This is a genomic window from Streptomyces sp. NPDC047028 (assembly GCF_040644095.1).
GTDB lineage: Bacteria > Actinomycetota > Actinomycetes > Streptomycetales > Streptomycetaceae > Streptomyces.
The window spans coordinates 21,141-34,728 of sequence record NZ_JBEYVS010000004.1 but is presented as its reverse complement, the minus strand read 5'-3'; the positions used below and the strand labels follow the sequence as shown (position 1 = coordinate 34,728).

15 protein-coding genes are annotated in these 13,588 nt (G+C 69.1%); 7 read left to right on the top strand and 8 right to left on the bottom strand.

The features are described from left to right. Positions 1 to 31: 31 nt before the first annotated feature. Entirely contained in the window at positions 32 to 1,153 is a 1,122-nt protein-coding gene (locus tag ABZ854_RS05125; RefSeq protein WP_361204454.1) for a peptidoglycan bridge formation glycyltransferase FemA/FemB family protein, read from the bottom strand. Between the two features lie 179 nt (positions 1,154 to 1,332). Continuing rightward, positions 1,333 to 1,647, bottom strand: a complete 315-nt coding sequence (locus tag ABZ854_RS05120) for a hypothetical protein (protein WP_361204451.1) — start codon at positions 1,645 to 1,647, stop codon at positions 1,333 to 1,335. A 272-nt stretch (positions 1,648 to 1,919) separates the two neighbouring features. On the opposite strand from ABZ854_RS05120, the gene rpsF reads away from it, so the two are divergent. The 4 genes from rpsF to rplI all read left to right on the top strand — a co-directional run bounded on the left by rpsF (position 1,920) and on the right by rplI (position 3,637). Beyond that, a complete protein-coding gene (gene rpsF, locus ABZ854_RS05115; RefSeq protein ID WP_009189556.1) occupies positions 1,920 to 2,210 on the top strand; it encodes a 30S ribosomal protein S6 in 291 nt (96 codons plus the stop codon). A gap of 74 nt (positions 2,211 to 2,284) precedes the next feature. After that, positions 2,285 to 2,878: a single-stranded DNA-binding protein gene (locus tag ABZ854_RS05110; RefSeq protein ID WP_361204448.1), complete on the top strand. Its 594-nt coding sequence runs from the start codon at positions 2,285 to 2,287 to the stop codon at positions 2,876 to 2,878. 57 nt (positions 2,879 to 2,935) lie between these two features. Further along, a complete protein-coding gene (gene rpsR, locus ABZ854_RS05105; RefSeq protein WP_003949403.1) occupies positions 2,936 to 3,172 on the top strand; it encodes a 30S ribosomal protein S18 in 237 nt (78 codons plus the stop codon). Positions 3,173 to 3,190: 18 nt separating this feature from the next. Further along, complete coding sequence (gene rplI, locus ABZ854_RS05100) at positions 3,191 to 3,637, top strand: 50S ribosomal protein L9 (protein WP_361204445.1); 447 nt, start codon at positions 3,191 to 3,193, stop codon at positions 3,635 to 3,637. Between the two features lie 202 nt (positions 3,638 to 3,839). Here the strand turns inward: rplI and ABZ854_RS05095 are convergent, their stop codons facing one another. After that, positions 3,840 to 5,177 (bottom strand): MATE family efflux transporter, encoded by a 1,338-nt coding sequence (locus ABZ854_RS05095; protein ID WP_361204442.1) that lies wholly within the window; start codon positions 5,175 to 5,177, stop codon positions 3,840 to 3,842. 459 nt (positions 5,178 to 5,636) lie between these two features. Here ABZ854_RS05095 and dnaB point away from each other — a divergent pair, with 459 nt between their 5' ends. Continuing rightward, positions 5,637 to 7,118, top strand: coding sequence for a replicative DNA helicase (gene dnaB, locus ABZ854_RS05090; RefSeq protein WP_361204439.1), 1,482 nt, complete (start codon positions 5,637 to 5,639; stop codon positions 7,116 to 7,118). Positions 7,119 to 7,172: 54 nt separating this feature from the next. Next, on the top strand, positions 7,173 to 8,558 hold the full coding sequence (locus tag ABZ854_RS05085) for a serine hydrolase domain-containing protein (protein ID WP_361204436.1): 1,386 nt from the start codon (positions 7,173 to 7,175) through the stop codon (positions 8,556 to 8,558). 80 nt (positions 8,559 to 8,638) lie between these two features. On the opposite strand, the gene ABZ854_RS05080 is transcribed toward ABZ854_RS05085, so the two are convergent. Together ABZ854_RS05080 and ABZ854_RS05075 are read right to left on the bottom strand one after the other, a co-directional pair. Then, positions 8,639 to 9,091 carry a GNAT family N-acetyltransferase gene (locus ABZ854_RS05080; protein WP_361204433.1) on the bottom strand — a complete coding sequence of 151 codons (453 nt, stop codon included), beginning with the start codon at positions 9,089 to 9,091 and terminating at the stop codon, positions 8,639 to 8,641. 9 nt (positions 9,092 to 9,100) lie between these two features. Next, a complete protein-coding gene (locus ABZ854_RS05075; protein WP_361204430.1) occupies positions 9,101 to 9,559 on the bottom strand; it encodes a MarR family transcriptional regulator in 459 nt (152 codons plus the stop codon). Between the two features lie 142 nt (positions 9,560 to 9,701). On the opposite strand from ABZ854_RS05075, the gene ABZ854_RS05070 reads away from it, so the two are divergent. After that, a complete protein-coding gene (locus tag ABZ854_RS05070; protein WP_361204427.1) occupies positions 9,702 to 10,928 on the top strand; it encodes an MFS transporter in 1,227 nt (408 codons plus the stop codon). Here the strand turns inward: ABZ854_RS05070 and ABZ854_RS05065 are convergent. The 3 genes from ABZ854_RS05065 to ABZ854_RS05055 all read right to left on the bottom strand — a co-directional run bounded on the left by ABZ854_RS05065 (position 10,859) and on the right by ABZ854_RS05055 (position 13,415). Continuing rightward, the gene (locus ABZ854_RS05065) at positions 10,859 to 11,725 is read right to left on the bottom strand and encodes a GNAT family N-acetyltransferase (protein ID WP_361204424.1); all 867 of its coding nucleotides are present in this window, start codon (positions 11,723 to 11,725) and stop codon (positions 10,859 to 10,861) included. The genes ABZ854_RS05070 and ABZ854_RS05065 overlap by 70 nt on opposite strands. A 200-nt stretch (positions 11,726 to 11,925) precedes the next feature. After that, complete coding sequence (locus ABZ854_RS05060; RefSeq protein WP_129308057.1) at positions 11,926 to 12,411, bottom strand: NUDIX hydrolase; 486 nt, start codon at positions 12,409 to 12,411, stop codon at positions 11,926 to 11,928. 98 nt (positions 12,412 to 12,509) lie between these two features. Continuing rightward, positions 12,510 to 13,415 (bottom strand): LysR family transcriptional regulator, encoded by a 906-nt coding sequence (locus tag ABZ854_RS05055; RefSeq protein WP_361204420.1) that lies wholly within the window; start codon positions 13,413 to 13,415, stop codon positions 12,510 to 12,512. Positions 13,416 to 13,588 lie beyond the last annotated feature (173 nt).

Genomic DNA, 13,588 nt, shown 5'->3' with positions numbered 1-13,588 from the left:
TGTGAAGCCTATGGAATCAAACGCCGGGCGCTCAGCGGCGCGACATGTAGATGTCGAGCGCCTTGTGGAGCAGCTTGTTCAGCGGGAAGTCCCACTCGCCGAGGTATTCGGCGGCCTGTCCGCCGGTGCCGACCTTGAACTGGATCAGGCCGAAGAGGTGGTCGGTCTCGTCCAGCGAGTCGGAGATGCCGCGCAGGTCGTAGGCGGTGGCGCCGAGCGCGTAGGCGTCGCGCAGCATGCGCCACTGCATGGCGTTCGACGGCCGGACCTCACGGCCGATGTTGTCGGAGGCGCCGTAGGAGTACCAGACGTGGCCGCCGACGATCAGCATGGTGGCCGCCGACAGGTTCACCCCGTTGTGCCGGGCGAAGTACAGCCGCATGCGATTGGGGTCCTCGGTGTTGAGGGCCGTCCACATGCGCTGGAAGTAGGACAGCGGGCGCGGCCGGAAGTGGTCGCGGACGGCGGTGATCTCGTACAGCCGCTGCCACTCCGGCAGGTCCTGGTAGCCGCCCTGGACGACCTCTACGCCGGCCTTCTCCGCCTTCTTGATGTTGCGGCGCCACAGCTGGTTGAAGTTCTTGTGGACCTCTTCCAGGGAGCGGTTCGCGAGCGGCACCTGGAAGACGTAGCGGGGCTGCACGTCACCGAAGCCGGCGCCGCCGTCCTCGCCCTGCTGCCAGCCCATGCGGCGCAGCTTGTCGGCGACCTCGAACGCGCGCGGCTCGATGAAGTCGGCCTCCATGTCGCGCAGCCGCTTCACGTCCGGGCTCTGGATGCCCCTCTTGATCGTCTCCGCGTTCCAGCGGCGGATGATCACCGGCGGGCCCATCTTGACGGAGAACGCGCCCTGCTGCTTCAGGTGCGCCAGCATCGGCTGGATCCAGTCGTCCAGGTTCGGCGCGAACCAGTTGATGACCGGTCCCTCGGGGAGGTAGGCGAGGTAGCGCTTGATCTTGGGCAGCTGCCGGTAGAGCACCAGACCCGCGCCGACCATCTCACCCGTGCGCTCGTCGAACCAGCCGAGGCTCTCCGAGCGCCACTCAGCCTTCACGTCGGCCCAGGCCGGGACCTGCATGTGACTCGCCGACGGCAGGCTCTGGATGTAGGCCAGGTGTTGCTCGCGGCTGATGGTCCTCAGGGTCAGGCTCATGTCGGGGCGCTCCTCGGGCTGGTGTGTCCCCATGGGGTCAGGGGCTCCGGCTCTCGCGCCGAAGCCTACTGCCCCGTGTGGGCGCCCCGACTGGGCGTACGGCACCTTCGTCCCGGCCTGGGGGCGGCCGGGACGAAGCGCGCTGTTCGAAAAGGGTTCGGGCGGGGGTGCCCCGTGCGTCAGCCGATGAGGCCGCCGAACAGTCCGCCGTGTGCCATGCCGATCAGGAATCCGACTCCCGATGCACCGAGACCCAGGATCAGTCCGAAGCGTTCCCGTGTGGTCACCGAGACCCACTGTCCGAACGCGCCGATGAGCAGGCCCAGCAGGCCGGTCCATGAGGTGAGCAGATGCAGGCCGTCGATGAAGCAGGTGATGAAGGACGTCAGCCCCAGGACCAGCGTGGTGGCCATCAACGAGTCCTGGAGCGGATGGCGCTTGCCGTCCGTGGCGAACAGAGATCCGGCGGTGTTGGGTCGCAATGCCTGTGCCATTGGCACCTCCTGCGGAAGGCGGCGCATCGTAGCGCCGTACACACCCGATGTGTACAGACTGACGGGCCTCACCGCCGGATTTCAACCGGAAGCCGGTGTGCAGGTAGTCTGTACCGCTGCACCGGTGTCTGCCCAGGCATGCCCAGGTCATTCCGCGGGATACCCGGCGGAGCCCTCGATTGTCAGTGGGGGCCGATACCGTTGCGCACGCATCACAACCCTCCTGCCACGGAACGACCGTGGCCGCTGAGTCCAAAGGAGGTGGGTTCCACATGCGTCACTACGAGGTGATGGTCATCCTCGACCCCGATCTCGAGGAGCGCTCTGTCTCCCCGCTGATCGAGAACTTCCTGTCCGTCGTCCGTGATGGCGGCGGCAAGGTGGAGAAGGTCGACACCTGGGGCCGTCGTCGTCTCGCGTACGAGATCAAGAAGAAGCCCGAGGGCATCTACTCGGTCATCGACCTGCAGGCCGAGCCTGCGGTCGTGAAGGAGCTCGACCGCCAGATGAACCTGAACGAGTCGGTCCTCCGGACCAAGGTCCTCCGTCCCGAGACCCACTGAGCCTCCCGCTCAGCTGATCTCGGGTTTCGAGTAGCAGCAAGCAGCCAGCAGCAAACCCGCCGAGAGGTTCCCCCATGGCAGGCGAGACCGTCATCACGGTCATCGGCAATCTTGTCGACGACCCCGAGCTGCGCTTCACCCCGTCCGGTGCGGCGGTCGCGAAGTTCCGCGTCGCGTCCACTCCCCGCACCTTCGACCGCCAGACGAACGAGTGGAAGGACGGCGAAAGCCTGTTCCTGACCTGCTCAGTCTGGCGTCAGGCGGCGGAGAACGTCGCCGAGTCGCTCCAGCGAGGCATGCGCGTCATCGTGCAGGGCCGGCTGAAGCAGCGGTCCTACGAGGACCGTGAGGGCGTCAAGCGCACGGTCTACGAACTGGACGTCGACGAGGTCGGCGCCAGCCTGCGCAGTGCCACCGCCAAGGTCACCAAGACCGCCGGCGGCGCGCGCGGGGGCCAGGGCGGTTACGGCGGCGGTGGCGGCGGCCAGGGTGGCGGCGGCTGGGGCGGTGGCTCCGGTGGCGGTCAGCAGGGCGGCGGCGCTCCGGCCGACGACCCGTGGGCGACCGGCGCTCCCGCCGGTGGCAACCAGGGTGGCGGCGGCTGGGGCGGCGGTTCCGGCTCCGGCGGCGGTGGCGGTGGCGGCTACTCGGACGAGCCCCCCTTCTAGGCCCTTGGGCCGAGGGTGGGGCGTACCCCAACTTCTTGATCACACAGGAGAAACACCATGGCGAAGCCGCCTGTGCGCAAGCCGAAGAAGAAGGTCTGCGCATTCTGCAAGGACAAGGTCACATACGTGGACTACAAGGACACGAACATGCTGCGGAAGTTCATTTCCGACCGCGGCAAGATCCGTGCCCGCCGCGTGACCGGCAACTGCACGCAGCACCAGCGTGACGTCGCCACGGCCGTCAAGAACAGCCGTGAGATGGCGCTGCTGCCCTACACGTCCACCGCGCGCTAAGGGAAGGGTGACCGACACATGAAGATCATCCTCACCCACGAGGTCTCCGGCCTCGGTGCCGCGGGCGACGTCGTCGACGTCAAGGACGGTTACGCTCGCAACTACCTCATCCCGCGGAAGTTCGCTATCCGCTGGACCAAGGGTGGCGAGAAGGACGTCGAGCAGATCCGCCGCGCTCGCAAGATCCACGAGATCCAGACCATCGAGCAGGCCAACCAGGTCAAGGCCCAGCTGGAAGGCGTGAAGGTCCGTCTGGCCGTCCGCTCCGGCGACGCCGGCCGTCTCTTCGGTTCCGTCACCCCGGCCGACATCGCTTCCGCGATCAAGGCTTCCGGTGGCCCCGAGGTCGACAAGCGCCGCATCGAGCTCGTTTCCCCGATCAAGACCCTGGGCGCCCACGAGACGTCCGTGCGTCTGCACCCCGAGGTTGCCGCGAAGGTCAACATCGAGGTCGTCTCGGCCTGACCGCCGAGTGATCGCTGAGCTCGTCCGAGCCGGTGAAGGGGCCGCACCTTTGAGGTGCGGCCCCTTTCCCATGGCCGGGCGGAGGCAGGCGCGCTTGGTGGGGGCCGGAGGTCGGCGAATGATCATGTTTCACGTGAAAGACGGCGGCACCTGCAGTTTCACGTGAAACATGGTGGCCACGCGGGGTTTCACGTGAAACGGATCAGCGGGTCGCACCCGTGACCACCCAGCGGCCCGACCTCGTGCGCAGCCACAACGTCAGCATGCGTACCGCCATCATCAGCGTCATGGCCGCCCACAGCGCCGTGAGACCCCCGCCCAGCGTCGGGACGAGCAGCGCTGCCGGTGCGAAGACCGCCAGGGTGACGACCATCGCGCCCGCCAGGTACGGGCCGTCACCGGCGCCCATCAGCACGCCGTCCAGGACAAAGACGATCCCGCAGACGGGCTGCGACAACGCCACCATGAGCAGGGCCGGCAGCGCCGCGTCCTTGACCACCGAGTCACTGGTGAACAGCGGAAGGAAGAGCGGCCGGGCGGCCACGACGAGGAGGCCGAGTACGACGCCGGTCGCGATGCCCCACTGGACCATGCGACGGCACGCCTCGCGGGCACCCTGGGGGTCGTCCGCTCCCAGGTAGCGGCCGATGATGGCCTGTCCTGCGATGGCGATGGCGTCCAGCGCGAAGGCCAGCAGACTCCACAGCGACAGGATGATCTGGTGGGCGGCGATGTCGGCGTCACCGAGCCGGGCAGCCACCGCCGTGGCGATCATCAGGATCGCGCGCAGCGACAGGGTGCGGACCAGCAAGGGCACACCGGCCTGCGCCGAGGCGCGTATCCCGGCGGCGTCCGGCCGCAGGGACGCGCCGTGCCGACGGGCTCCCCGGACGACGACGGTCAGATAGACGGCCGCCATGCCGCACTGGGCGATGACGGTGCCCCAGGCGGAACCCGCGATGCCCAGCCCCGCACCGTAGACGAGCCCCGCGTTGAGCACGGCGTTGGCGATGAAGCCCGCGACGGCGACGTAGAGCGGAGTCCGCGTGTTCTGCAGCCCGCGCAGCACGCCGGTCGAGGCGAGGACGATCAGCATCGCCGGGATGCCGAAAGCGGAGATACGAAGGTAGGTCGTGGCGTAGGGGGCCGCCGTGGCCGAGGCGCCGAAGAGGTCGACGATGGTGGGCCCAAGCGGGAGTACGGCGGCGATCACGGCGACACCGAGGAGCAGTGCCAGCCAGATGCCGTCCATGCCCTGGCGGATGGCCGCCTGGAGATCACCCGCGCCGACGCGTCGGGCCACGGCAGCCGTGGTGGCGTAGGCGAGGAAGACGAAGACGCTCACGGCGGTGGTGAGCAGTACGGAGGCGATGCCGAGACCGGCGAGTTGGGCGGTTCCCAGGTGGCCGACGATCGCACTGTCCGCCATGACGAAGAGAGGCTCCGCGACGAGTGCGCCGAAGGCCGGAACGGCCAGCGCGACGATCTCGCGGTCGTGCCGTCGTCGGGTGGCCTCGGGTATCGCGCGAGCCGGTGTCATGAGCACCAATCTAATCGTCCACAGGTAAGAGATGCAATTGTATAGTGACCCTTACCTCGTCGCTCCGCCCGTGTCCATTCGCGCACCGTTCGACATGATCTTGGTCCGACTGGGGAAGTTTTTCTTCTGCACAGGCCGTGGACGGCAACAGTGCAGGTCAAGCATCATCTCCTGATCAAAGGGAGGGCTTGTTCACAGCGCTGTCCACCGGGTCGTGCACAGGTTTCGGCAAGTTCTCCACAGCATCTGGGCCGTCGTCCACATGGCCTGTGGATAACCAGATTGGCTGACGGTGCCGAGGGGCCTACCGTTGTGCGGCGCCCACTCCCCGCCCGCGGTCCGGGAACCGCCACAATTCCGACGCGCCACTACCGGAGTTGGGCCTCTCATTTGTCAGTGTCGTGCCGTACAAAAGAGGGCACGGCGAGGTCCGCCCTGCGGACGGGAGGAGGTGTCTCGGTGAGCATTTCCGAGCCCTTGGACGATCCGTGGGCCGACAGCGGGCCCAGCGATCGTCTGCCGGCCTCCCGTCGACGCGGTGACGGTGGCCGGAGTCGTGACGAACAGCACGACCGGGGCCGGGACAACGGCTCCTGGGACGGCGGCGGCAGTACGGCCTTCGAGCGGGTGCCCCCGCAGGACCTCGACGCCGAGCAGTCCGTTCTGGGCGGCATGCTGCTCTCCAAGGACGCCATCGCCGACGTCGTGGAAGTGCTCAAGGGCCACGACTTCTACAAGCCGGCCCACGAGACGATCTACCAGGCGATCCTCGACATCTACGCCAAGGGCGAGCCGGCCGACCCCATCACCATCGCCGCCGAACTCACCAAACGCGGTGAGATCAACAAGGTCGGCGGTGCCGCGTACCTGCACAGCCTGGTGCAGACCGTGCCGACGGCGGCGAACGCCGAGTACTACGCCGAGATCGTGCACGAGCGGGCCGTACTGCGCCGACTGGTCGAGGCGGGCACCCGCATCACCCAGATGGGATACGCCGCCGACGGGGACGTCGACGAGATCGTCAACAGCGCCCAGGCGGAGATCTATGCGGTCACCGAGCAGCGCACCAGCGAGGACTACCTGCCCCTCGGCGACATCATGGAGGGCGCCCTCGACGAGATCGAGGCGATCGGCTCGCGCAGTGGCGAGATGACCGGTGTGCCCACCGGGTTCACCGATTTCGACTCCCTGACGAACGGGCTGCACCCCGGCCAGATGATCGTCATCGCGGCCCGTCCCGCCATGGGCAAGTCCACGCTCGCGCTGGACTTCGCACGGGCCGCGTCCATCAAGAACAACCTGCCGAGCGTCATCTTCTCCCTGGAAATGGGCCGCAACGAGATCGCGATGCGTCTGCTGTCCGCCGAGGCCCGGGTAGCGCTGCACCACATGCGGTCCGGCACGATGACCGACGAGGACTGGACCCGGCTCGCACGCCGCATGCCGGACGTCTCGGCCGCCCCGCTCTACATCGACGACTCCCCGAACCTGTCGATGATGGAGATCCGCGCCAAGTGCCGGCGCCTGAAGCAGCGCAACGACCTCAAGCTGGTGGTCATTGACTACCTGCAGCTGATGCAGTCCGGTGGCTCCAAGCGTGCGGAGAGCCGTCAGCAGGAGGTCTCGGACATGTCCCGTAACCTCAAACTGCTCGCCAAGGAGCTGGAGATCCCGGTCATCGCGCTGTCCCAGCTCAACCGTGGCCCCGAGCAGCGCACCGACAAGAAGCCGATGGTGTCCGACCTGCGTGAGTCCGGCTCCATCGAGCAGGACGCCGACATGGTCATCCTGCTGCACCGTGAGGACGCGTACGAGAAGGAGTCCCCACGCGCGGGCGAGGCCGACCTGATCGTCGCCAAGCACCGAAACGGCCCCACGGCCACGATCACCGTGGCCTTCCAGGGCCACTACTCCCGCTTCGTCGACATGGCCCAGACCTGATCACACCGCCGAAATGAACTCGACGCGCGCCCGGGCACGGGATGCACTGGGGGCATGACGACATCTGAGGCAGAGCTGCTCCCTTCGACCCGGCGGGCCCTGGTGCACCGGATCGCCGTGGCGCAGGCGGAGGGCAGGGCGCCGTCGCTGGTCGCGGCGGTGGTCCGGGGCGGCCGGACGGTGTGGCACGGGTCGCGTAGCTCGGTGGACGGCCACGGCCCGGACGTGAACGTGCAGTACCGGATCGGATCGATCACCAAGACGTTCACCGCGGTGCTGGTGCTCCGCCTGCGCGACGAGGGGCTGCTCGATCTCGGTGACGCCCTGGAGAAGCACCTGCCGGGCACAGGCGCGGGCGAGGCGACGATCGCCGAACTGCTGGCGCACACCGCGGGACTGGCGGCCGAGTCGCCCGGGCCCTGGTGGGAGCGGACGCCCGGCTCGCTGCGGCCCGAGCTGAGCGATGTGCTCGGCGAGCAGCCCTTTTTGCACCCCGTCGGACGGACGCACCACTACTCCAACCCCGGCTACACCCTGCTCGGCGCGCTGGTGGAGGAACTGCGCGGTGCTCCCTGGGAGGACGTGCTGCGCCGGGAGGTGCTCGAACCGCTGGGCCTGCACCGTACGAGCGTCCAGCCGCAGGCGCCACACGCCGGCGGTTGGGCGGTGCACCCGTGGGCGGACGCGCTGCTGCCGGAGCCGCTGGAGGACCTGGGCCGGATGGCGCCCGCCGGCCAGTTGTGGTCCACCACCGGCGACCTCGCCCGCTTCGCCGCGTTCCTGGCCGGGGGAGACCAGCGGGTGCTGAGCGCGGACTCGGTGCGCGAGATGCGGACCCCCTCCGCGCCCGCGGCCGCCGCAGAGGTGTCGGACGGGGTCACCTATGGGCTCGGTATGCAGATCCAGCACCGCGACGGCAGGCTTCTCGCCGGGCACTCCGGTTCGTTGCCGGGTTTTCTGGCGAACCTCGTCATCAGCGTGGAGGACGACGTGGCCGCGGTGGTGCTGACCAACTGCACCAGCGGCCCGCTGGTCGGCGCGGTGGGTGCCGACCTCGTCCGCATCGTCGCCGAGGCGGAACCACGCATCCCGGAGCCCTGGCGCCCGCTGCGTGACGTGGAACCGGAGGTCCTGGAACTGGCCGGGCCCTGGTACTGGGGTACGAACGCTTTCGCGCTGCGGGTGACGGCCGACGGGCTCCTCAGCCTGGGGCCGTTGTCCGGTCCCGGTAGGCGTGCTCGTTTCCGGGCGAATCCGGACGGCACCTGGACGGGCCTGGAGGGGTACTACGCCGGGGAGCCGTTGCGGCCGGTGCGGCGCTCTGACGGGTCCGTGAGCCATCTCGACCTGGGGTCGTTCGTCTTCACCCGGGAGCCGTACGACACGGAGGCTCCCGTGCCCGGTGGAGTGGATCCCGAGGGGTGGCGGGGCATCGGCTGAACCGGGCCGGCTCCGTCGTCGCTGGGCGGCCCGTTTCACGTGAAACAGGCCGCCCGGTCGCGTACCGGTCGTCCGGCGTCTCAGAGCTGTAGCTTGAAGCCCTCGTGGGAGGCGGTGAAGCCGAGCCGCTCGTAGAAGCGGTGGGCGTCGGTGCGGGCCTTGTCGGACGTCAGCTGCACCATGCTGCAGCGGAGATCGCGGGAGGTGCCGATGGCCCACTCGATGAGCCGGGTGCCCAGTCCGGTGCCGCGCTCGTCGGCGTGGACGCGGACTGCCTCGACGAGTGCACGGGTCGCCCCCTTGCGGGAGAGCCCCGGGATGATCGTGAGCTGCAGGGTCCCGACGACACGGCCGTCCCGGACGGCGACGACGAGATGCTGGTTCGCGTCCGCGTTCAAGCGTTCCAGCGCCTCCCGGTACGGGCTCAGGTCCTCGGGTGACTCACGCCGGGCGCCCAGCGGATCGTCGGCGAGCAGGGCGACGATCGCCGGGAGGTCGTCCGCGGTCGCCCGCCGTATTTCAAGATCTCCCATGCCCGCACCCTACGCGGGCGTCTTCAGCGACTCCACGGCACGGACCAGGGGCGCCAGTTCGGGGTTCGCGGCGGCCTCGTCCAGCGCCTCGCGCAGGGCGGCGTCATGGGTGGGCCGCGCCGTCTCCAGCAGCCGCAGTCCCGCCTCGGTGACGTCGGTGTAGATGCCGCGCCGGTCGGTGGGGCACAGATAGCGCTCCAGCAGGTCACGGTCCTCCAGCCGGGTGACCAGCCGCGTGGTGGCGCTCTGGCTGAGGACGACCGCGTCGGCGACCTGCTTCATCTGGAGATGCCCGCCCTCGCCGGCGTGCTGTCGGCTGAGCACGTCGAGCAGCGAGTACTCACGCCCGCTCAGGTCGTGCCGCGTCTGCAGGGCGCGCTCGATGTGTGTCTCGATCCTTCCGTGCAGGGCGGAGAGGGCGCACCAGCCCTGAGCGAGAGCGGTGAGCGCGGGATCCGTCGCCGTCATTGGTCTTCCCCTCCGTCTCTGAGCTGCTGAGAACAGGGTAGGGCACTCCCGCAATAGCCTGCGATTGCAAGTATCCAGCGTTTGCAATTATTGTGGACGCGTTCAAATCGTTCCTGTAATCGTCTGGAAGGTGCCTTTCCCCATGCCTCTCGCGCTTCTGGCTCTCGCGATCGGGGCCTTCGGCATCGGTACGACCGAGTTCGTGATCATGGGTCTGCTGCCCGAGGTCGCGGGTGACTTCGGGGTCTCGATCCCCACGGCGGGCCTGCTCGTGACCGGATACGCCCTCGGGGTGCTGATCGGGGCCCCGCTGATGACCGTGCTCGGCACCAAGGTCTCGCGCAAACGCATGCTCATGCTGCTGATGGGCCTGTTCATCGTCGGCAACCTGCTCTCCGCCGTCGCCCAGACCTTCGCGGTCATGCTGGCCGGGCGGGTGATCGCCTCCCTGGCTCACGGCGCCTTCTTCGGTATCGGCTCGGTCGTCGCAGCGGACGTGGTCGCACCCCACAAGAAGGCCGGCGCCATCGCGATGATGTTCACCGGTCTGACCGTCGCCAACGTGATCGGTGTGCCACTGGGGACACTGGTCGGCCAGCATTTCGGCTGGCGGGTCACGTTCGGTGTCGTCGCGGCGCTCGGTGTCATCGGCCTGGCCGGCATCGCCCGGCTGGTGCCCGAGATGCCGCGGCCGGAGGGGGTCCTCCTGCGCCACGAGGTGGGGGCCCTCAGGAACGCCCAGGTCCTGCTCGCCATGGCGATGACCGTGCTGGGCTTCGGCGGCGTCTTCGCGGCCGTCACCTACATCGCGCCGATGATGACCCGTGTCACTGGCTTCGCCGACGGATCCGTCACCTGGCTGCTCGTCCTGTTCGGCCTTGGCATGGTCGGCGGCAACCTCGTCGGCGGCCGGTTCGCCGACCGTGCCCTGATGCCGATGCTCTACGTCTCCCTGGGCGCGCTGGCCGTCGTCCTCGCCCTCTTCACGTTCACCGCGCACGACAAGGTCGCGGCTGCCGTGACCATCACCCTGATCGGCGCCCTTGGCTTCGCGACCGTGCCGCCCCTGCAGAAGCGGGTCCTCGACCAGGCGCACGGCGCCCCGACCCTCGCGTCGGCGGTCAACATCGGCGCCTTCAACCTGGGCAACGCCCTCTCGGCCTGGCTCGGCGGCATGGTGATCGCGGCCGGCTTCGGCTACACCGCCCCCAACTGGGTCGGCGCCGCACTCGCCGGTTCCGCCCTGCTCCTCGCCGTGCTGTCGGCCGGCCTGGAACGCCGCACCGCGCCGGTGACGGCTCAGCCCGCGGCCACCGTCAGGGGAGCGAACCGGCGCGTCCAGTCACCCGGCAACTCCGTGATGCCGTAGGTCATGACGTCGTTGAAGGCGACCGACGCCAGCCCGTGCTCCTTCGCCCACGCCAGGAGTCCCTCGTGCCGTATGTCGATGTCGGTGCGCAGCGGCCGGTCGGTGTGGGCGGCGAGCGAGGCGATCAGTGCCTGGGCGGTCTCGGTGTCGCGGGCGATCAGCGGCCCGACGACATGGGTGTCCATGTTGGGCCAGGCGGCCGTGTAGCCGATGAGCCGGCCGTCTTCCTGGGCAACTCGCAACTGGTCCGCGAAGGCGGGCAGGCGGGTGATCAGGGGCGTGCGATCGGCGCCGAACACCTCCTCGTCGAGGCGGAGGATCGCCGGAAGATCCTCGGCGTTCGCGGCCCGCGTCGCTACCCGGGACTCCACTCCACCCGGGACGAAGCGGCCGCGCACCATCTCCGCCCGGCCCGTGACCTTGAAGCCCAGTTCCTCGTAGAGGGGGCGGCCGTTCGCCGTGGCGTGCAGGGTCAGCGGAGTCGCCCCCATGCCCGAGACGACATGACGCATCAACCGGCGTCCGACGCCCTGCCGGGCGTGCCGTTCGGCGACCAGGACCATGCCGACGGCGCCGAGTTCCGGCTGACCCGGTGAGCCGTACTCGGTGATGACGCACGCGGCGACGAGACCACCCTGAGGATCGTCGATGCCGTAGCCCTGGCCGGCGGTGAGCAGGAACCCCCACTTCCATTCCTCGCGTGGCCACCCCCGGTCTTCGGACAAGTCGGCACAGGCGGACAGATCGCGTGGCGTCAGGGGGCGGATGGGCAGAGCGGCGAGGGAAGGAGTCGGCACGCAGGTCAGGCTGTCCGACCAGCACCCCCGCCGTCCACCGGTTTCGATGCGGACACACGTGCTTTTGGCCACGCCGTGGACATGCGCGCGACCTGGGCGGCGACGGTTTCACGTGAAACATCGGGGGCGGACCGGATACCGGTTCAGGTGCGTGCCCGTGGACCGGTGCCGACGGTCGGCTCGGTCCGAGCCCGGGATGCCTACTTCCCGAGGTCGGGTGCGTGCATGGCGCGTACACCCTCGATGTTGCCGTCCAGATAGTGCCGCAAGGACAAGGGGACGAGATGGACCGAGGCGATGCCGACCCGGGTGAACGGGATGCGGACGATCTCATACTCCCCGGCCGGCTCGTCCACCTCGGGGCCGTGTCGGAGGGCCGGGTCCATGGACTCCAGCCGGCAGACGAAGAAGTGCTGGACCTTCACACCCGTGGCGCCTCCGTCCTCGCCGATGTGCTCCACGGTGTCCACGAAGCAGGGCACCACATCGGAGATCTTGGCCCCCAGTTCCTCGTAGACCTCGCGGTGCAGGGCATCGACGACGGTCGGGTCCTCGCGTTCGACGCCGCCACCGGGGGTGACCCAGTAGGGATCGACGCCGGGCTTGGTGCGTTTGATCAGGACCAGATCGTCGCCGTCCAGGAGGACGGCTCGGGCGGTGCGCTTGACCACGGGTCGGACGGTCATGGGAGAAATGTGGCCCAGCTTGTTCCACGTGAAACATCGTGAGTCGCTGCCTCGCCGCGGGCCGTGAGCGACGGGCGGTGAGCGGCGGGCCGAGGGGCTCAGCCCCAGTGGGAGGCTGCCTGGAGAAGCCACTCGTGCGCCCGGGCGACGTGGGGCATGGCGAGGGTCCCGGTGCGCACGGCCAGGAAGTACGTGCGCAGCGGCGGCACGGCCGGGCTGTGCAGCCTGGTGATCTCGCCCCGGCGGAGGGCGTGGGCACAGAGGTAGCGGGGCAGCACGGCGAGGCCGGCGCCGGCGACGACGCAGGTGAGCACGGCGCGCAGATCCGGCACGATGACCGTGCCCGAGGCGGTCGGACGCGCGTCGAAGACGGAGGCCCAGTACCGCGAGACGAAGGGCAGTGACTCGTGGACCTCGACCACCGGCAGTTTCTCCAGGGCGGCCGCCTCCGTGCGCTGCGCCTGCGGCGTGCCGATGCGGTCGGTCCAGCGAGGGGAGGCGACCAGGACATGCTCCTCGTCGCAGAGCGGGGTCGCGGTGAGCAGGGCGCCGCGCGGCCGGGTGGTGCTGATGGCGAGGTCGTGTCGGCCGGCGGCGAGGCCTTCCAGGGCTTCCTCCGCCGTGCCGAAGGAGACGCGCAGGGCAAGGCCCCCGCCGTCGTCGCCCGGCAGTTCCGTCAGCGCGGGCAGGGCCCGTTCCGCGGTGAACTCGGGGGGACCGGCGAGGTGCAGCGTACGCGGGGAGGGGTCGTCGTCCAGCCCGGTCCCGGCTATCTCCACCAGGGCGTCGAGATGGGGCGCGGCCTTGTGGGCGAGTTCGTCACCGATGGTCGTCGGCGTCACACCGCGGGCCTGCCGGAGGAAGAGGGGCCGTCCCAGCTGGCGTTCCAGGGTGCGGATCTGGGAGGTGACGGCCGGCTGGGACAGACCGAGCAGTGCGGCCGCGCGCGTGAAGGAGCCGGCCCGGTGCACGGTGACGAAGGTGCGCAGCAATGCCAGATCCATGGCGGGACGACCCCTCTCCCTGCCTCCTCCGGCCCCCAGGCAGGAATCAACTATAAATAAGTCGATAGGTCTCTGTCGTTACCGTGATTGGACACTGACGGAGAGTCAATTAGCCTTGTTCGCGCGGTTCTTCGCGCGCGGGACCGCACGGCGGTCCGAGCCACGAGGGGGGA

Coding starts and splice junctions, on each gene's coding strand:
- ABZ854_RS05125 (WP_361204454.1), bottom strand. CDS start 1,153: ATGAGCCTGACCCTGAGGACCATCAGCCGCGAGCAACACCTGGCCTAC.
- ABZ854_RS05120 (WP_361204451.1), bottom strand. CDS start 1,647: ATGGCACAGGCATTGCGACCCAACACCGCCGGATCTCTGTTCGCCACG.
- rpsF (WP_009189556.1), top strand. CDS start 1,920: ATGCGTCACTACGAGGTGATGGTCATCCTCGACCCCGATCTCGAGGAG.
- ABZ854_RS05110 (WP_361204448.1), top strand. CDS start 2,285: ATGGCAGGCGAGACCGTCATCACGGTCATCGGCAATCTTGTCGACGAC.
- rpsR (WP_003949403.1), top strand. CDS start 2,936: ATGGCGAAGCCGCCTGTGCGCAAGCCGAAGAAGAAGGTCTGCGCATTC.
- rplI (WP_361204445.1), top strand. CDS start 3,191: ATGAAGATCATCCTCACCCACGAGGTCTCCGGCCTCGGTGCCGCGGGC.
- ABZ854_RS05095 (WP_361204442.1), bottom strand. CDS start 5,177: ATGACACCGGCTCGCGCGATACCCGAGGCCACCCGACGACGGCACGAC.
- ABZ854_RS05085 (WP_361204436.1), top strand. CDS start 7,173: ATGACGACATCTGAGGCAGAGCTGCTCCCTTCGACCCGGCGGGCCCTG.
- ABZ854_RS05080 (WP_361204433.1), bottom strand. CDS start 9,091: ATGGGAGATCTTGAAATACGGCGGGCGACCGCGGACGACCTCCCGGCG.
- ABZ854_RS05075 (WP_361204430.1), bottom strand. CDS start 9,559: ATGACGGCGACGGATCCCGCGCTCACCGCTCTCGCTCAGGGCTGGTGC.
- ABZ854_RS05070 (WP_361204427.1), top strand. CDS start 9,702: ATGCCTCTCGCGCTTCTGGCTCTCGCGATCGGGGCCTTCGGCATCGGT.
- ABZ854_RS05060 (WP_129308057.1), bottom strand. CDS start 12,411: ATGACCGTCCGACCCGTGGTCAAGCGCACCGCCCGAGCCGTCCTCCTG.
- ABZ854_RS05055 (WP_361204420.1), bottom strand. CDS start 13,415: ATGGATCTGGCATTGCTGCGCACCTTCGTCACCGTGCACCGGGCCGGC.